This window comes from Ulvibacterium sp. (assembly GCF_965228935.1).
In the GTDB taxonomy this organism is placed as follows: domain Bacteria; phylum Bacteroidota; class Bacteroidia; order Flavobacteriales; family Flavobacteriaceae; genus Ulvibacterium.
On the sequence record NZ_OZ245846.1, the window covers coordinates 1,066,724 to 1,083,758 of the forward strand.

General features: G+C 43.3%; 17 protein-coding genes. 6 read left to right on the top strand and 11 right to left on the bottom strand.

All coding sequences use genetic code 11. From position 1 onward, the window contains the following. Positions 1 to 61: 61 nt before the first annotated feature. The 3 genes from ACO06Y_RS04585 (at position 62) to ACO06Y_RS04595 (ending at position 3,558) form a co-directional block, all read left to right on the top strand. Positions 62 to 730, top strand: a complete 669-nt coding sequence (locus tag ACO06Y_RS04585) for a succinate dehydrogenase cytochrome b subunit (protein ID WP_422082653.1) — start codon at positions 62 to 64, stop codon at positions 728 to 730. Positions 731 to 732: 2 nt separating this feature from the next. Next, positions 733 to 2,736, top strand: coding sequence for a fumarate reductase/succinate dehydrogenase flavoprotein subunit (locus tag ACO06Y_RS04590; RefSeq protein ID WP_422082654.1), 2,004 nt, complete (start codon positions 733 to 735; stop codon positions 2,734 to 2,736). Between the two features lie 75 nt (positions 2,737 to 2,811). After that, positions 2,812 to 3,558: a succinate dehydrogenase/fumarate reductase iron-sulfur subunit gene (locus ACO06Y_RS04595; protein WP_422082655.1), complete on the top strand. Its 747-nt coding sequence runs from the start codon at positions 2,812 to 2,814 to the stop codon at positions 3,556 to 3,558. Positions 3,559 to 3,620: 62 nt separating this feature from the next. On the opposite strand, the gene ACO06Y_RS04600 is transcribed toward ACO06Y_RS04595, so the two are convergent. Next, positions 3,621 to 4,547 (bottom strand): AraC family transcriptional regulator, encoded by a 927-nt coding sequence (locus ACO06Y_RS04600; RefSeq protein ID WP_422082656.1) that lies wholly within the window; start codon positions 4,545 to 4,547, stop codon positions 3,621 to 3,623. A 127-nt stretch (positions 4,548 to 4,674) separates the two neighbouring features. Here ACO06Y_RS04600 and ACO06Y_RS04605 point away from each other — a divergent pair, with 127 nt between their 5' ends. Then, positions 4,675 to 5,157: a very short patch repair endonuclease gene (locus tag ACO06Y_RS04605; protein WP_422082657.1), complete on the top strand. Its 483-nt coding sequence runs from the start codon at positions 4,675 to 4,677 to the stop codon at positions 5,155 to 5,157. Between the two features lie 73 nt (positions 5,158 to 5,230). On the opposite strand, the gene ACO06Y_RS04610 is transcribed toward ACO06Y_RS04605, so the two are convergent. Then, positions 5,231 to 5,947 (bottom strand): helix-turn-helix domain-containing protein, encoded by a 717-nt coding sequence (locus ACO06Y_RS04610; RefSeq protein WP_422082658.1) that lies wholly within the window; start codon positions 5,945 to 5,947, stop codon positions 5,231 to 5,233. A gap of 207 nt (positions 5,948 to 6,154) precedes the next feature. Here ACO06Y_RS04610 and ACO06Y_RS04615 point away from each other — a divergent pair, with 207 nt between their 5' ends. Together ACO06Y_RS04615 and ACO06Y_RS04620 are read left to right on the top strand one after the other, a co-directional pair. Then, a complete protein-coding gene (locus ACO06Y_RS04615) occupies positions 6,155 to 6,436 on the top strand; it encodes a hypothetical protein (protein WP_422082659.1) in 282 nt (93 codons plus the stop codon). 63 nt (positions 6,437 to 6,499) lie between these two features. Further along, positions 6,500 to 7,660 carry a methionine aminotransferase gene (locus ACO06Y_RS04620; protein ID WP_422082660.1) on the top strand — a complete coding sequence of 387 codons (1,161 nt, stop codon included), beginning with the start codon at positions 6,500 to 6,502 and terminating at the stop codon, positions 7,658 to 7,660. An 11-nt stretch (positions 7,661 to 7,671) separates the two neighbouring features. Here the strand turns inward: ACO06Y_RS04620 and ACO06Y_RS04625 are convergent, their stop codons facing one another. From ACO06Y_RS04625 to ACO06Y_RS04665, 9 genes are all read right to left on the bottom strand, one after another. Then, positions 7,672 to 8,826, bottom strand: a complete 1,155-nt coding sequence (locus ACO06Y_RS04625) for a serine hydrolase domain-containing protein (protein WP_422082661.1) — start codon at positions 8,824 to 8,826, stop codon at positions 7,672 to 7,674. 11 nt (positions 8,827 to 8,837) lie between these two features. Continuing rightward, complete coding sequence (locus ACO06Y_RS04630; RefSeq protein WP_422082662.1) at positions 8,838 to 9,371, bottom strand: GNAT family N-acetyltransferase; 534 nt, start codon at positions 9,369 to 9,371, stop codon at positions 8,838 to 8,840. Between the two features lie 486 nt (positions 9,372 to 9,857). Then, positions 9,858 to 10,511: a CoA transferase subunit B gene (locus tag ACO06Y_RS04635; protein WP_422082663.1), complete on the bottom strand. Its 654-nt coding sequence runs from the start codon at positions 10,509 to 10,511 to the stop codon at positions 9,858 to 9,860. Positions 10,512 to 10,539: 28 nt separating this feature from the next. Beyond that, positions 10,540 to 10,905: a four helix bundle protein gene (locus tag ACO06Y_RS04640; RefSeq protein ID WP_422082664.1), complete on the bottom strand. Its 366-nt coding sequence runs from the start codon at positions 10,903 to 10,905 to the stop codon at positions 10,540 to 10,542. Between the two features lie 33 nt (positions 10,906 to 10,938). Next, entirely contained in the window at positions 10,939 to 11,640 is a 702-nt protein-coding gene (locus ACO06Y_RS04645; RefSeq protein ID WP_422082665.1) for a CoA transferase subunit A, read from the bottom strand. A gap of 100 nt (positions 11,641 to 11,740) precedes the next feature. Beyond that, positions 11,741 to 14,086 carry a penicillin-binding protein 1A gene (locus ACO06Y_RS04650; RefSeq protein ID WP_422082666.1) on the bottom strand — a complete coding sequence of 782 codons (2,346 nt, stop codon included), beginning with the start codon at positions 14,084 to 14,086 and terminating at the stop codon, positions 11,741 to 11,743. A gap of 3 nt (positions 14,087 to 14,089) precedes the next feature. Further along, on the bottom strand, positions 14,090 to 14,575 hold the full coding sequence (locus tag ACO06Y_RS04655) for a gliding motility lipoprotein GldH (RefSeq protein ID WP_422082667.1): 486 nt from the start codon (positions 14,573 to 14,575) through the stop codon (positions 14,090 to 14,092). Further along, positions 14,568 to 15,725, bottom strand: a complete 1,158-nt coding sequence (locus ACO06Y_RS04660) for a PSP1 domain-containing protein (protein WP_422082668.1) — start codon at positions 15,723 to 15,725, stop codon at positions 14,568 to 14,570. Before ACO06Y_RS04660 ends, ACO06Y_RS04655 begins: the two co-directional genes overlap by 8 nt. A gap of 220 nt (positions 15,726 to 15,945) precedes the next feature. After that, a complete protein-coding gene (locus ACO06Y_RS04665; RefSeq protein WP_422082669.1) occupies positions 15,946 to 16,977 on the bottom strand; it encodes a rhodanese-related sulfurtransferase in 1,032 nt (343 codons plus the stop codon). Between the last annotated feature and the right edge of the window lie 58 nt (positions 16,978 to 17,035).

Genomic DNA, 17,035 nt, shown 5'->3' on the forward strand with positions numbered 1-17,035 from the left:
TTGTTGAAAGTTTGTTAAAAACTCCCCTGTACAGTAAATTTGTCATTAAAACCAGCTACTAATGAGTGGATTGATAAAGTCTTCAATTGCCCGAAAAGTTGTGATGGCGCTTTCGGGTCTATTTTTAGTGATTTTTTTAGTACTACACGTAACCATCAACCTTGCCTCCGTTATTTCTCCAGAGTTTTTTAATGAAGCGTCCCATTTCATGGGATATAATCCTCTGGTACAATTTGTTATGCAACCCATATTGATTGCAGGGGTTGTTGTCCATTTTGTCATGGGTTTTGTCCTAGAGTTGCAGAACAAGGCGGCCCGTGGCATAGGTTACGTAAAATATAAAGGTAGTGCCAACGCCCCTTGGGTCTCCAGGAATATGATCTATTCGGGATTGGTTATTTTGGCTTTTTTAGGTCTTCACTTTTATGATTTTTGGATTCATGAAATGGCCTATAAATACGTAGCGGCAAACCCAGAAGATCCCACCCGGTATTATGCGGAGACAGTTGAAAAATTCGCTCCTTTTTGGCGGACCATCCTCTATGTCGTATCCTTTGTGCTGCTAAGTCTTCATTTATGGCATGGCTTTGCCTCATCCTTTCAAAGCATGGGCGTCAACAATAAATACACTCCTGCCATCAAATCATTCACAAAACTATTTGCGGTGGTCGTTCCCCTGGCATTTGCATTCATTGCTATCTACCATCACCTTAACCCAATAACACATTAATTATGGGCGTATTGGATTCCAAAATTCCTTCAGGACCGTTGGCCGACAAATGGGCCAAACATAAAAATGAAATCGACCTTGTAAACCCTGCGAATAAACGAAACATTGATGTTATTGTAGTGGGAACAGGTCTGGCTGGAGGCTCCGCATCGGCAACCCTTGCCGAGCTTGGCTATAATGTAAAGACCTTCTGTTATCAAGATTCCCCAAGAAGGGCTCATTCCATTGCGGCCCAAGGAGGGGTAAATGCGGCTAAAAACTATCAAGGCGATGGCGACAGTGTATATCGCCTTTTCTATGATACCGTTAAGGGGGGCGATTATCGTTCCCGGGAGGCCAATGTATATCGGTTGGCCGAGGTATCTTCCAATATCATTGACCAATGTGTGGCCCAAGGGGTACCTTTCGCTAGGGAATACGGAGGTCTTTTGGACAACCGTTCCTTTGGTGGTGTATTGGTATCCCGTACATTTTACGCCAAGGGCCAGACCGGACAACAATTATTGTTGGGCGCCTATGCCGCGATGAACCGGCAAATTCAAAGGGGAAAGATAAAATCCTATACCCGACATGAAATGTTGGATTTAGTTCTAGTCGATGGAAAGGCACGCGGAATCATCGCCAGGAATTTGGTCACCGGGGAGATTGAACGACATTCAGCGCATGCGGTAGTACTGGCCAGTGGAGGTTATGGTAATCTATTCTTCCTCTCCACCTATTGTATGGGGGCCAACGTTATGGCCGCTTGGAGAGCCCATAAAAAAGGGGCATTCTTTGCCAATCCGTGTTTTACACAAATACATCCCACTTGTATCCCAGTTTCCGGTGACCATCAATCCAAATTGACCTTGATGTCCGAGTCCCTAAGAAACGATGGAAGGATTTGGGTGCCCAAACGTTTGGAAGACGCACAGGCTATTCGGGAAGGCAAATTGAAACCGACCCAATTAAAAGAAGAGGATCGGGACTACTATTTGGAAAGAAGATATCCGGCATTCGGAAACTTGGTGCCCCGTGATGTTGCCTCAAGAGCTGCCAAGGAACGTTGTGATGCGGGCCATGGGGTCAATAAAACAGGGGAAGCCGTTTATCTCGATTTTGAGGCGGCCATTATGCGCTATGGGAAGGAAAAAGCCTATACCTCCGGTATCAAAGATCCGGATAAGGAAACCACACGGAAATTGGGCAAGGAAATCGTAGCCGCAAAGTACGGCAACCTTTTCCAGATGTATGAAAAAATCGTTGACGAGAACCCATATGAGACCCCGATGATGATTTATCCTGCAGTCCATTACACCATGGGCGGACTTTGGGTAGATTACAACCTACAGACTACCATTCCCGGTTGTTATGCGGCGGGAGAGGCCAATTTTAGTGACCATGGAGCCAATCGTTTAGGAGCCTCCGCATTAATGCAAGGCTTGGCGGATGGATATTTTGTCCTACCCTACACCATAGGTGATTATTTGTCCGATGATATCCGTACAGGGCCCATTTCTACGGATACCCCAGAATTTGATGCCGCCGAGCAGGCGGTCAAGGATAGAATTACAAAGTTGATGTCAGCCAAAGGCGAAAACTCCGTGGACTATTATCACAAAAAATTGGGCAAGATTATGTGGAACAAATGTGGTATGTCCAGGAATGAAAAAGAATTAAAGGAAGCCATTACCGAAATAGCCGAATTGCGAAAAGATTTTTGGGAAAACGTAAAGGTGACCGGGAAGCCCGACGATAAAAATCAAGAATTGGAGAAAGCCGGACGTGTGGCCGACTTTTTGGAGCTTGGCGAACTCTTTGCCAAAGATGCCTTACATAGAAACGAATCCTGCGGTGGGCATTTCCGGGAGGAGTACCAAACCCCTGAGGGCGAAGCCTTACGTGACGACAAGAATTTCAAGTATGTTGCCGCTTGGGAGTACGTCGGCGAGCCCAAAGACTCCAAATTGCATAAAGAAGATTTGGTCTATGAAAATATTAAAGTGAAAACAAGGAGTTATAAATAGGTAACAGTTGTTAGTTGATAGTTTAACAAAACTATGTCAACAATGAAAACATATGACGAATAAGCAAAGTTAGTTATGAAAATATATCTAAAAATATGGCGTCAGAAAGATGCAAATTCCAAGGGAAAAATTGTCGATTATACCTTGAATAATGTGGAATCTGACATGTCCTTTTTGGAAATGTTGGACGTCCTTAATGAAGATTTAGTAGCCAAAGGGGAAGAACCCGTAGAGTTTGATCATGATTGTAGGGAAGGTATCTGCGGAACCTGTTCGCTTATGATCAATGGACAGCCGCATGGCCCGGATAGATTGATTACCGTTTGTCAACTGCATATGCGAAGCTTTAATGATGGGGATACCATCGTAATCGAGCCATTTAGGGCCAAAGCTTTTCCCGTAATCAAAGACTTGATCGTTGATCGCACCGCTTTTGATCGTATTCAGCAGGCCGGGGGTTACATTTCGGTAAATACATCGGGCAATCCCGTGGATGCCAATGCCATTCCGATTGAAAAACATATTGCCGACAAGGCTATGGATGCAGCTACCTGTATCGGCTGTGGTGCCTGTGTTGCCGCCTGTAAAAATGCCAGTGCCATGCTATTTACCTCGGCCAAGGTTTCCCAATTTGCCCTATTACCACAAGGTAGGGTGGAAGCCGCCGAAAGGGTTCAGAATATGGTACGCCAAATGGATCTTGAAGGCTTTGGAAACTGTACCAATACCGGTGCTTGCGAAGTGGAGTGTCCCAAGGGAATTTCCTTGGAGAATATTGCCCGTATGAATAGGGAATATTTGAGTGCCTCCGTAGAAGGATAAAAGCATTTCAAATTTTAAGAACAAATGCGGGATTCCATCAGATGGAATCCCGCATTTTTATTTTACTTGACCGGGATACAGATATCCACAAAGAACAATCCCTCGGGGTGTTGCTTGCCGTTGTTATGATAAATTTCATGGTAATGGCCTTCCCTAAGTTGAAAGTTGTTTTCCGGAATCCAAAGCGTCATGCTATTCCAGGCCTTTTCAAACTCCTCCACCTTAATCTGGAAACTCCCTACCGCAAACCTTCCCTTGGGAATGGTACGTTTACCTATTTCACCGTTTATCTCCACATCCCTATCAACGGTCAAACAGGCACTGGACTGCATTTTTGATTCATCGGTGACCCTGGGACTATCATAATAGATTCCCACCATTTTAGTTTTAGGGAAGTTTAAAAGCCCTCTGGGGCCGGCCCACTCCATCAATTTTTCATAGGTCTTTCCAATCTCGGAATACGCTCCTTGATGTCTTAGGTGAACCAATTTTAATTCAGGCATTTCCTTTACTTCTACTTTTGTTTTCATTTGTAACCAGTTTTTTAGATTATCCATGCTGTAAAAGTATTTCTGGAAAGACACTTTGTTTTCTCCTTTCTTGTTTTCGATTTTGCCAATCTTGCTGAACTCGCTTTGCCCCTTTTTCTGAAACTCGGTAGCGCTCATTCCATAAAATTTACGAAAGGCCCTTGAGAAGGAATAAATGCTTTTGAAGCCGTACTGGTGGGCTAATTGGGTCAATGATTCGCTCTTCCCTGGATAAAATAACCGCCCGGCAATCTTTTCAATACGCCTTCGGGTTATGTAACCGTTCGGGGTCTCGCCCAATAGGGCCGAGAAAATACGATGGAAATGAAAAGACGAGAAACAGGCAATTTTGGATAGTTCTTCCAGGGATAAATCCGCATCCAGGTTGTTTTCGATATATTCCACAACCTTGTTTATCCTATGGATATATAGTAGCTGTTGTTGATTCCCTTTTTGCATGCCCCATAAATTTTTTTCTAAAAATAAGGGTTTCTCACAGAGAAAATCGGGTAGGTTCAAATGTCGCAAGATTCGTTAAATTTTCTGGATGTTTTCCTTTCCAACACACTTTTGGTATTTTTAAACCATGCCAGAAAACTACTCCGAAGAACGTATTAAGGTGCCTCGATTCAATGAGGAATCAGGGTTCTATACTACCCCGGAACGTTCCAAGATCATGGGGAAGATCCGAGGCAAGAACACCAAACCCGAGCTAGCCTTTCGAAAGGCGCTCTGGGCAGCAGGATATCGTTATCGAATAGACTACAAGAAATTAATCGGCAAACCTGATATTGCCCTAAAAAAATACAAAACGGTGATTTTTATCGATGGGGAATATTGGCACGGCCATAACTGGGAAGAACGGAAGCCAAAAATAAAGACCAATCGGGAATTTTGGATTGCCAAGATAGAACGTAACATGCAACGGGACAAGGAGGTAAATTTTGAACTAAAAAAATCCGGGTATACTGTCTTTCGTTTTTGGGAGAGTAAAATAAAAAAGGAGCTCGAAGTCTGTGTAGACCAAGTTATTTCCCATTTGGAATCTGTAAAAAGCTCTTCCAACTAGTCTTGGTATTTCTTCAATAAAACACAGCACCTCTACTCGTTCAAGATCAGAATTATTGGTTGACTCCTTATTTTCATATTTGGGCGGTCTGTTTCCCCAAAATGGTATACAACTGTTCTATCTCCTTAATCTTTATCTCAAAATCGGCATACTCCGGGGAATCCTTAAGACTTTTGCATACCACGGTCTTGTTCCTTCTATTGTAATCGCCGATCACCTTGCACATTACGTTTCCCTTGTATACCAATATCGAAGGACTTTCGGGATTGTTCTGTATATGGCCCTGTAGCTTCTCATGGGGTATTAACTTACCCAAAACTATGGACTTGAACGGGATACTTTTCAAAGAACCATCATCCATCGAATCGTTGGAAATTTCAAAGGCCATATATTGTGCTACAGACACACGATCCACAATAAATCCCATTCTGGGCAAAGTATGTACAAATACTTTTTTGGGATATAGCTTTGAGAATTTGCCGTATTGTTCGGTGAGCACCAAGGGAGCCGAAATCAAATATTTGCCCGGGGCCAACTTGGCAATGGTATGGCCTTTCCCCAGCTGCTCTGTGGCATCATATTCCATTTCTGTTTCATTTACGCTCTCATGGGAATACAGTTCGGCAATACTGACATCAAAATATTGCGCAATTTTTGTAAGGTTTTTTATAGGAATATTGGCATCTTTTTTCTCATATAACTGAATAGTACGCAAACTTACCCCTATGGCCTTGGCCAAATCGGTCTGATTTATATTTTTTTTACGCCTTAATTGCTTCAATATAAACATAAGTTTGTATTATTGTGTAATAATCCTACATATTTTGTTGAAAAGCGTAATTATATTACACTATTTGTATACGGTTTACAAACAAATATAGCAAAATACGTAACAGAACTGTGCAATGCTCAAACCACGGCTTTGGAAGATAATTGGGAAAAGAATTAATATATCGCAACACCATAAGTTTATTAACCCCCTAATACACTACAACCCATGTTTACAAATCAGGAATACGGAAGACCTATAAACGAGAAATTATCGCTTACCCTAAGAAGAAACACAACCAAAGATGATTTTGCCAATGTCGCCACGGCTACCGGTGTAAGTTTTTCAACTATCAGGGATGTGGTATATAGAACAAATAGTCTTACGAAATCAAACGCCAGGGCCATCGAAGAACTTCTACGAATAGCCTTTGACAACTCTTTGGCCAGACAGCTTTTGGCCGAGGGAGATAAGCACTACCTCAACAAATTTTTACAAACTCCAAAGTAAAGATCGCCCCTTACCCAGGAGGGAAGTACTAAATTGCCTATTTTTAAGGCAACACTCCTGTCCATGGCTATTTTTAAGACTGATATCCCTTCCAAACTCCCTAATGCAAAAACTACCATTTTCACAACCGTGGGTAATCTGGCGAGAAAGCATAAGGCCATTGATCTTTCCCAAGGGTTTCCCAATTTTGAAGCTGATAAAAAGCTAATGGATTTGGTATCTGATGCCATGCTACACGGCCATAACCAATATGCCGCTATGCAAGGTTACTATGGACTTAGGGAAATCATCGCCGAGAAAATAGAGAAGCTACATTACCGAAGTTACGACCCCGAAAAAGAAATTACGGTAACCGTTGGGGCCACTCAGGCCATTTTTACGGCGATTACGGCGTTTGTCCATCCAGGTGATGAAGTCATTGTGCTAAAGCCAGCTTACGACTGTTACGAGCCGGCCATTGAAGTGAACGGTGGTGTTCCTGTCCCTGTACAACTGAAAGGGAAGGACTATCATGTGGACTGGGAAGAATTTCGGGCCAGGATTACCCCAAAGACCCGAATGGTGGTCATCAATACCCCACACAATCCCAGTGGACGTATTTTCTCCAAAACCGATATGCTACAGCTTCAGGAAAGTTTACGGGATACTGATATCATTTTAGTCAGCGATGAGGTATACGAGCATATTGTTTTTGACGGGAAGGAACATGAAAGCGCTTCCCGTTTGGATGATTTGGCTTCGCGAAGTTTTGTCTGTGCTTCTTTTGGAAAGACCTTTCATGTTACTGGATGGAAAATGGGTTACTGCGCCGCACCGGCCGCACTGATGCACGAATTCCGAAAAACACACCAATTCGCCGTTTTCTGTGTAGATCATCCCGTGCAACGGGCCATGGCCGAGTACCTAAAAAATGAAGTGCATTATTTGGCCCTGAAAGACTTTTATCAACAAAAAAGGGACTATTTCCTAAGTAGGCTTGCCGGTTCCAAATTTAAGTTTACACCTTCGCAAGGCACCTATTTTCAGTTGCTGGACTATACCGGAATAACCGATGAGCCGGACGAGGTTTTGGCAAAGCGATTAATAGTGGATTATAAACTGGCGAGTATTGCCATATCCTCCTTCAATTTGAATAACCGGGACGATAAAGTGCTGCGATTTTGTTTTGCCAAAACTGAAGATACGCTGGAAAAGGCCACCGAAATTCTAAGACGCGTTCAATAAATAAGATTACCTTACTTCAAAGCTGTGTTCAGCATAGTCATAAACTCACCCAATTTACTGGGCTCCAACCAGCGCGTTACCACCACCAAATCGTTCTCCTGGTCAATGACAATGTAGTTGCCTCCAAAACCTGCGGCATAATAGATGTTTTCCGAAAGCCCTTCCCAGTGTCGATTGCCTTTTTTGTTCAACCACCACATAAAACCATAATTCACATTGGGTTTGGAGGGTTCAATGGCTCTTTTTATCCAATCCTGGCTGATGAGTTGCTGATCCTTCCATTTTCCTTTATTGAGAAACACCAATCCAAAGCGGGCCATGTCTTCGGTGCTAATAAACATTCCTGCTCCGGAATGACCGCCGCCGGTAACCGATTTCATCCGAACACCATCTATTTCTGTCCATGCATCGTAATACCCGTGCCACCTCCAAGTGGTCGAAGCACCAATTTTGTCCATTAGGTTCTCCTTAAGTACCATGGGCAAGGGTTTTCGCCATACATGGGTCAACGCGTAGGCCAACACATTAACGCGTACATCATTGTATTCCATTACGGTTCCCGGTTCATTGAGCTTTCGGAATTTCCAATCATCCAAATCGCCTTCCCGAGGCGGACGGTCGGCCCAATCCTTTCCTCCCCAAAGTTCCCCTGACCAATCGGAGTTCTGTTGCAATAAATGCTCCCATGTAATCTTTTTATTGTGTTCCCCGTCGAAAGTGCCATCCCAGATATAGTTTGCCGCCCTGTCACTGGTTTGGGCGATTAGACCGTGATCCACCGCAAGTCCGGCCACTGTGCTCAAAAAGCTCTTGGTAACGCTAAAAGTCATGTCCACCCTTTTTGTGTCCCCCCATTGGGCTATGATATAACCGTTTTTCAAAATCATTCCGGCCGGGCCGCCACGTTTTTTGGTAGGGCCCAAGATTTCATGAAAAGGTTCCCGTTCAAAACCTTTAAGAATGGCGATACGGAGATCCCTTGAACCCGAATACTCGTTCCTCTGGGCAAAATCTACAACTTCTTGAAGTTTCCTTGCATCTATTTTAAAAGTGGTCGGGGCCTTGATTTCCCATAAATCATTTCTTTTCGGAAAATAATAGTCCTTCTGGGCGAAAAGCGTGCTCAGGGAAAAGAGACAAAACAGAATCAGGCTGGGATACTTCATTTCGAAAGAATTTATTCAGAATCCAAATTAATCAAATCAAGCCGCATAAGCCAATCGGTCTGTTCATCCTTTCCAATGAAATAGGGATGGATCCCGAATTTTGTAAATCCCTGCCTTTGATAAAACCGAATAGCCTTATGGTTCTTCTCCCATACCCCCAGCCAAAGAAAGTGTTTCCCTTTTTCAGAGGCAATTCGCTTTATTTCGGTAAGCATCCATGCCCCTATTCCTGAGCCTTGAAAGGTCTTTAGAACATAGATGCGTTCCAATTCGATACTATTACCCGACTTTACTTCGGTCTGAGCCAAATTTTCATTCAGCTTAAAATAACCCGCCGTCTCGGTATTAACCTTAACAAAGTAGAAGCTTATATCCTTGTCCTGCAGCTCGGCCAATAAGGTATCCCTATGAAATGCCGTACGGAGGTAGTCCTTAAAGTCTTCTGGGTCGTTATCTGCTTCAAAGGCATCCTTGAATGTTCTTACGGACAGTTCAACAAGTTCATCCAAATCATTTTGGTTGCATTTTTGAAGAAGTAAATGCATTTGTTTTGGGCCCATCCCCAAAATTAGAAAAAAGAAAAGGAGCAGTGTAGGTTAAACTGCTCCTTTTTTTTAGAATTTTTACCAAAGTGCTATAGCATAAATAGTTTCTTGGTCAACATGACAATACCGCTAAAAAAATCGTTTTTGTACACTTGAATTTCTTCTTTGGTCGGAGCATGGTTAATTTGGGCTTCCATAGATTTGTGGGTTTTGAAAAAAGTCAGATTTGGGGTCTGAAACTTTTGAATTGATTTGTTTGGTAAAGGTACTTTAGAGACCTGCCAAATGGAAACTATTGTTGTGAAGTCTCTACAAAATGTTGTGAAAAGGATGAACGGTCATTTTCTTCGATGAAATGCCTCGTTGAACAGCATGGCTTTTAAAAAAGTCTTGGAAACACCAGTGAAAATTCAAGGCTGACAATCGAAAATTTTTTGAACAATCCTGCTTCGTTCCTTAGCCTCGATCTATTCATAATCGCGAACTTTAAAGTACCATTTCTGGGACATCGCCTTCAAGGATCAAAGTACCTTCAGTGGCCCTCTTTATATCCTCTGTATCCACCCCTGGTGCCCGTTCCAGCAACTTAAATCCCTTAGAGGTTACCTCCAATACCGCTAGATTGGTCACTATCTTGGTAACGCAGCCTACCCCAGTAAGTGGAAGGGTACACCGTTTTAGAAGTTTTGATTTTCCGGCCTTGTTGGTATGCATCATGGCTACAATGATATTTTCCGCACTTGCCACCAAGTCCATGGCACCTCCCATGCCTTTCACCATTTTTCCGGGAATCTTCCAATTGGCAATATCACCGTTTTCTGCCACTTCCATAGCACCCAAAATAGTGAGGTCTACATGTTGGCCACGAATCATCCCAAAGCTCGTGGCCGAATCAAAAAAGGATGCTCCGGGCAAAGTGGTAATGGTCTGTTTTCCGGCGTTGATGATATCCGCATCCTCTTCCCCCTCATACGGAAAAGGGCCCATACCCAATACCCCATTTTCACTTTGGAATTCCACATTGATATCATTGCGTACAAAATTAGCCACCAAAGTTGGAATGCCTATCCCCAGATTTACGTAGTAACCATCCTTAACTTCCTTGGCTATCCGTTTTGCTATTCCTTCTTTGTTCAACATAGTATTGATTTGATGATCTGAAAATGAGCTAATTTGAAAATTGGCCACGTTTACTGGAACCAATAATTTTAGAAATAATTCGGATTATCGATTTTATATCGGAAAATAATGATTTCTGCGGATCGGGATAGTGCTTTGAAGCCTTACAAAGTTCGACCCAAAACCTAGTTTCATCCGCCTCTTTCGCCGCAATCTTGAATTTATGGATAAAGTCGGCTTTGCTTTCAGCATTTTGAGCCTCCCATGTGCTGGCTCCTATAGACGTTCCACTTTTGAAAAGCTGAGAAGACATTTCAAATTTCTGAAGAGATCTCAATTGTTCGGAGTAGTCAATAATATCCAAGGCAAAATCAAATGTTTTCCTTACAACCAAGTTGTCCTTATCATTTCTCATATCATCAAATTTTCAAATCGATCAACCTTCAAATTAAGTACGCCTAAGTACCGTTCGCTGCTCAATTCGCTTTTCATAATGTTCTCCTTGAAATATCCGTTGTACGAATATTCCGGGAACATGAATCTGATTGGGATCCAAACTACCGGCAGGAAGCAATTCCTCTACCTCGGCCACCGTAATGTTTGCCGCTCCGCACATACAGGGATTAAAGTTGCGTGCCGTTCCTTTAAATATAAGGTTCCCGGCCTCATCACCTTTCCAAGCCTTTACAAAGGCAAAATCTGCAGAAAAAGCCTCTTCCAACACGTACATTTTTCCGTTGAATTCCCGGGTTTCCTTTCCTAGTGCCACTTCCGTTCCATACCCGGCCGGGGTATAGAATGCCGGAAACCCAGCTTGGGCTGCCCTACACTTTTCGGCCAGGGTTCCCTGAGGCGTAAGCTCTACCTCCAACTCACCACTCAGCATTTGTCGTTCAAATTCGTCGTTCTCGCCCACATAGGAGGAGATCATTTTTTTAATCTGATGCTTTTGTAATAACAGTCCCAAACCAAAATTATCCACTCCTGCATTATTGGAAATACAGGTAATGCCGGTAATCCCCAAGCGAACCAACTCCGCAATGGCATTCTCCGGAATTCCACAGAGACCAAAACCCCCAAGCATAAAGGTCATTCCATCCTCCACACCTTCCAAAGCTTCTTTTGCATCGCTTACTGTCTTAGGTATCATATTGTACAAATTGAGCTATGAAATTACTCGATATTTGGGAAATAGGAAAGCACAAAACCCGAAGCATTGTAGATTCCCATATGAGGTGTTTGCCGCTTTTTTAGAAGTCAAGATCGTCCAAGTCGTCCTCGGAATCGATCTCCTTTTCCAATTCCTCTATTACCTTGGTGCAATCCACATTAATGGACAATTCCTCGGGTTCGAGAAAATCCCCCTCGGATACCCCCAATTCCTTATTAGCGTAGTTTTTTCTCATATAGAGACCCCAAATAGGGAGGGCCATGGAAGCGCCTTGTCCGTATTTCAGGCCCCTAAAATGGATGGAACGTTCTTCGCCACCGACCCAAACGCCAGTGACCAAATTGGGCACCATCCCCATAAACCAACCATCACTTTGATTTTGTGTGGTCCCGGTTTTACCCGCTATAGGATTGGCAAATTCATATGGATATCCTGTGACGATCTCTTTATATACTGTTTGGTTTGTTGCAAAAGTATGGCGTAACCGCGTTCCTGAGCCTCCTTCGGTAACCCCTTTCATTAAGTCCACCATGGCGTAGGCCACATCCTTGCTGAGCACATCCTTGGTCTCCGGCACATACTCGTATAGCACCGTGCCATTTTTATCCTCGATACGGGTAACCATAACAGGTTTTACGTACACCCCCTCATTTACAAAAGTGCCATAGGCCCCGACCATCTCATACACGTTGAAGTCCGGTGTCCCCAAAGCAATGGACGGAACTTCCGGAATCTCCTTGGTAAGTCCCAAATTTTTTACAATGGATACTACCGATTTGGGACCGACCCGATCGATCAATTGTGCCGTAACCGTATTGATGGAATTGGCGAGGGCATGTTTTAGGGTATGCATTCGTCCAGAGTATTTTCCATCCGAATTCTTTGGGCACCATGGTTCCATATTCCCGTGTTTCAAGGTCTCAATGCAATATTGGGTATCCGGTAATGAGTCACAGGGTGATAATCGAAGCTGATCTATGGCGGCCGCATAAACAAAGGGCTTAAATGTAGATCCGGCCTGCCGAGCCCCTTGGATGACATTATCGTATTGAAAATGTTTGTAATCGACTCCACCTACCCAAGCTTTTACATGGCCCGTCTGGGGTTCCATGGACATCATAGCCGCCCTTAGAAAGGTTTTATAGTATTGAATAGAATCCAGGGGTGTCATTATGGTATCCTTTTCCTGCGAATCGCTATTCCAATCAAAGACCGTCATTTCCGCGGGTTTGGTAAACGACTCCCTAATTTCCTTTTCCGAAGATCCCGCTGCCTTCATTTTCTTCCATCGCGCCGAATTTTTCATGGCCCTTTCCATGATTCCATCAATTTCCTCTTGGGAAAGCTCTAAAAAGGGGGCCGTTGGGTTCCTATCTGAGGTATTCTGGTGAAAGAACTCGGCCTGTAGATTTTTCATATGTTCAGCTACGGCGTCCTCGGCATTTTGTTGCATACGCGAGTCTATGGTCGTATATATCCTTAGGCCATCCAAATAAATGTTCCATTGATCTCTTCCGTCGTCGTCCAAGGCCGGTTTGGGATTTTTCTTTATCCATCGGTTCATGAAGCCCTGTAGATACATCCTGAAATAGGTGGCGATTCCCTCACGATGCGATTCGGGATTAAAGTTGATGCCCATTTCCAAAGCTTGTAAAGAATCCTTCTCCGTCTCGGTAAGGTACCCGTATTTGGCCATTTGCCCCAATACGGTATTTCTTCGATTTAAAACAAGCTCCTCCCGGCGGATCGGGTTATAGAGCGACGAATTTTTTAACATCCCTACCAATACCGCCGATTCTTCCGTCCTGAGCTCATTGGGTTCCTTTCCAAAATAAATCCGGGATGCGGATCGTATTCCATCCGCGGCATAACCAAAGTCATATTGATCCATGTACATTTTTATGATCTCCTCTTTGGTATATTGTCTTTCCAAACGCGTAGCAATGACCCACTCCTTTATTTTTTGAAGAATACGATCTATCCCTCCTGAGGGTTTCTTTGTAAAAAGCAATTTTGAAAGTTGCTGTGTTATGGTACTGGCCCCTCCTTTCTTTCCTAAGAAAACAAGGGCTCTAAGCGTGCCTCGGGCGTCGATTCCAGAATGTTTAAAATAACGGGCATCCTCGGTAGCCACCAGTGCATCGACCAAATTTTGCGGAAGACTATCAAAAGGCACCGGGGTACGATTGTCATCCAAATAGAACTTTCCCAAGGTCTCGCCGTCCGAGGAAATGATTTCAGAGGCCAAATTGGTCTGAGGATTCTCCAGCCGCTCAAAGGTGGGCATTTCCCCCAAAAACCCCCAGGAGGCCAATAAAAAAAGAAATGCGACGGAAAGAATTCCGGTTGCAAAGAGTATCCAGAACCATTTTATGAATTTAAAAAATCCTTTGTCGTTCTTTTTCTTTATCGTTTTTTTTGCCATTATTTATGGGTCTCTTTTTTCAATTTGGAAACCGACATCGGTTATTCCCTGCAAGTTTACGATTCCCTCTACCTTTCCGTTCTTTCGCATGGCATGGGATACACGTAAGGTATATACGCCGGAGGAAGGAAAAACGATGTTCTCCTTATACCATAATTTGTTTTCCTTTATACTGCCATAGCCTTTTCCCAACCAACTGCCGTCCGGTCTGGCCATTTCATACTCCAATGTATCCTTTATGGTTCGTCCGGAAGGAAAATCAAGTTCGGCTATCAAAAAAAGGTTGCTGTAAGGGAAAGTCTCGTCATTCCTTATATTGATAAATAGATTGTGGGCATATAAGGTGTCCATTTCAGAAAACGTAAATTCAATAGTGTTTTCCTTGTTCCAGGAACCCTTGTCGGTTGCCTTGTATTCCGCTTTTACCAAAGCGTCATTACAGGAAATAAAGAGCGGCACAATTGTTAGGGCAAGTAACCTCCTAAACATTTTTTGAACGTCTTTTCTGATTCTTTCTTGACTTCCTATTCCTGTTTTTTCTTCGCTTTGGCCTATCAAAACGGGTAAGACTGTCTTGGCCCACAACATTTTCGAACACCTTTTCTTCCTCAACGGAATTATCCGCTACATATTCTTCCAGACTGGCTACTTTTTCCTTTTTTTTATTCTTCTGGATAATTTCCACGACCTGGTCTTTAGAAAGTGCATGCCAATTGGAAGGTTCATTCCTATAGGAGAACCATAGTGTCGATTTAAAAATATCCGCTTTTTGGCAAAAGGCCAATCCCTTCTCCGTATGAAGTTTGGTGTCCGAGGATGGGAAATCCTTTAAGGCCTCGAGATACATATCCAATTCATAATTGAGGCAACACTTGAGCTTACCACATTGGCCGGCCAATTTTTGGGGATTCAAGGATAGTTGTTGGTAACGTGCGGAGGAGGTGCTTACCGATCTAAAATCGGTCAACCATGTAGAGCAGCATAATTCCCGGCCGCAAGAGCCAATTCCCCCAAGTCGTTGGGCCTCTTGCCGATATCCTATTTGACGCATTTCTATGCGTATGCCAAATGCCTTGGCCATGTCTTTTATCAGCTGACGAAAATCTACGCGCTCCTCTGCGGTGTAATAAAAAGTGGCCTTGGATCCATCTCCCTGGAATTCAACATCGGAGATTTTCATTTGAAGACCCAATATAATGGCAATTTCCCTGGATCTTTTCTTGATTTCCTCTTCCCTTCCCCTACATTTTTGCCACTTATCAATGTCCCTTTGGGTGGCCCGGCGATATATTTTGGGAAGGTCGGGTGAATTATGGTCCTCCTTTTTCTTTTTCATCTGTACCTTTACCAGCTCACCTGTTAGGGTTACCATACCAACGTCATGGCCGGATTGCGCTTGGGTAGCCACAACATCACCAATGGAAAGGGTTAGGTTTTCCGTATTTCTGAAGAACTCCTTTCTACTATTTTTAAATCGGACTTCCACACAGTCAAACGGCTTTGCACCATTGGGAAGCGACATATTGGAAAGCCAATCGAAAACCGTTAATTTATTACAGCCATCCGTACCGCAAGTCCCATTGTTCTTACATCCGCGTGGCTGTCCGTCCTTAGCGGTCGAACAACTGCTACACCCCATATTTAATATCTTGATTTGATCAAACTTGCCCTCACAGTACTGGAATTAGAGGAATTCTTGATCAAAAAAGGTTCATATTTAACTTAAACGTAAAGGTAGTGATTTTTTAATTCGATGAAAAGTTAATAAGTGCAGGGCTTCTTTGGAAAATTCGAAGAATTCGGCTTCATCCTTGCCTGGTTTTGTATTCTTTTTCCCGGCACTTCCAAGGGCTATGGGGTCATCTCTTGAATTTTAACACCTCCGAACGTCCTTTCTTGAAAATCTTGTTGCTTACCACTTTTCCCTTGCGCAGTCTTTTTTGCTCTTCATAAGGAAGGTTATGGATTTCTTTACAAGTGTCCGAACAACAATTGTCCATTTTTTGGGCACATTCATCACACTGAATGAACAAAAGATGGCAGGCCTCATTGGCACAATTCACGTGATTATCACAGGGTTTGCCACATTGATGGCATTGGGCGATAACATCCTCGGAAATGCGTTCGCCCCTACGATGATCAAAGACGAAGTTCTTGCCCAGAAATTTATTCTCCAATCCCTTTTTCTTCACCTGTCTGGCATAATCAATGATTCCCCCCTCCAACTGATAGACTTGTTTAAATCCTTTATGCTTGTAATACGCACTGGCCTTTTCGCAACGAATCCCTCCAGTGCAATACATAACCAACTTCTTATCTTCCTTATGTGCCGCCAGATCCCTCTCTATGATGTCCAGGGAATCACGGAAGGTATCGACATCCGGGGTGATGGCATTTTTAAAATGGCCAATCTCGCTTTCGTAGTGGTTGCGCATATCCACCAACAATGTATCGGGATCCTCAATGAGCTCGTTGAACAGCTCCGCGTCCACATGTATACCCTTGTTGGTCACATCAAAAGTATGGTCGTTTAAACCGTCGGCAACAATTTTTTTGCGGACTTTTACTTTCAATTTGAGAAACGATTTGTTGTCTTGTTCTATGGCAATATTAAGGCGTACATTTTCCAAGAACGAAATGCTATCCAAATGTGCCTTGAATGCCCCAAAATTTTCCGCGGGAACGGATAGCTGGGCATTGATTCCCTCATGGGCCACATAAATCCTGCCCAAAACATCCAGCTTGTTCCAATGGATAAACAAATGGTTTCGAAAAATCAGGGGATTGCCAATATGTGCATAGGCATAAAAAGAGATGGTCAGCCGTTCTCGGCCCGCTTTTTCGATAAGAGCAGCTCTTTCCTTTGCACTTAAGGTATTGTACAGTTGCATGCTATACGAATAGTTTAAGTTAAAAGAATGATTTTATTTAAAGGGCAAAGGTAAGATA

Coding starts and splice junctions, on each gene's coding strand:
- ACO06Y_RS04615 (WP_422082659.1), top strand. CDS start 6,155: ATGTTTACAAATCAGGAATACGGAAGACCTATAAACGAGAAATTATCG.
- ACO06Y_RS04600 (WP_422082656.1), bottom strand. CDS start 4,547: ATGCAAAAAGGGAATCAACAACAGCTACTATATATCCATAGGATAAAC.
- ACO06Y_RS04660 (WP_422082668.1), bottom strand. CDS start 15,725: ATGGGGTGTAGCAGTTGTTCGACCGCTAAGGACGGACAGCCACGCGGA.
- ACO06Y_RS04650 (WP_422082666.1), bottom strand. CDS start 14,086: ATGGCAAAAAAAACGATAAAGAAAAAGAACGACAAAGGATTTTTTAAA.
- ACO06Y_RS04585 (WP_422082653.1), top strand. CDS start 62: ATGAGTGGATTGATAAAGTCTTCAATTGCCCGAAAAGTTGTGATGGCG.
- ACO06Y_RS04640 (WP_422082664.1), bottom strand. CDS start 10,905: ATGAGAAATGATAAGGACAACTTGGTTGTAAGGAAAACATTTGATTTT.
- ACO06Y_RS04665 (WP_422082669.1), bottom strand. CDS start 16,977: ATGCAACTGTACAATACCTTAAGTGCAAAGGAAAGAGCTGCTCTTATC.
- ACO06Y_RS04590 (WP_422082654.1), top strand. CDS start 733: ATGGGCGTATTGGATTCCAAAATTCCTTCAGGACCGTTGGCCGACAAA.
- ACO06Y_RS04645 (WP_422082665.1), bottom strand. CDS start 11,640: ATGATACCTAAGACAGTAAGCGATGCAAAAGAAGCTTTGGAAGGTGTG.
- ACO06Y_RS04635 (WP_422082663.1), bottom strand. CDS start 10,511: ATGTTGAACAAAGAAGGAATAGCAAAACGGATAGCCAAGGAAGTTAAG.
- ACO06Y_RS04655 (WP_422082667.1), bottom strand. CDS start 14,575: ATGTTTAGGAGGTTACTTGCCCTAACAATTGTGCCGCTCTTTATTTCC.
- ACO06Y_RS04630 (WP_422082662.1), bottom strand. CDS start 9,371: ATGCATTTACTTCTTCAAAAATGCAACCAAAATGATTTGGATGAACTT.
- ACO06Y_RS04595 (WP_422082655.1), top strand. CDS start 2,812: ATGAAAATATATCTAAAAATATGGCGTCAGAAAGATGCAAATTCCAAG.
- ACO06Y_RS04605 (WP_422082657.1), top strand. CDS start 4,675: ATGCCAGAAAACTACTCCGAAGAACGTATTAAGGTGCCTCGATTCAAT.
- ACO06Y_RS04620 (WP_422082660.1), top strand. CDS start 6,500: ATGGCTATTTTTAAGACTGATATCCCTTCCAAACTCCCTAATGCAAAA.
- ACO06Y_RS04625 (WP_422082661.1), bottom strand. CDS start 8,826: ATGAAGTATCCCAGCCTGATTCTGTTTTGTCTCTTTTCCCTGAGCACG.
- ACO06Y_RS04610 (WP_422082658.1), bottom strand. CDS start 5,947: ATGTTTATATTGAAGCAATTAAGGCGTAAAAAAAATATAAATCAGACC.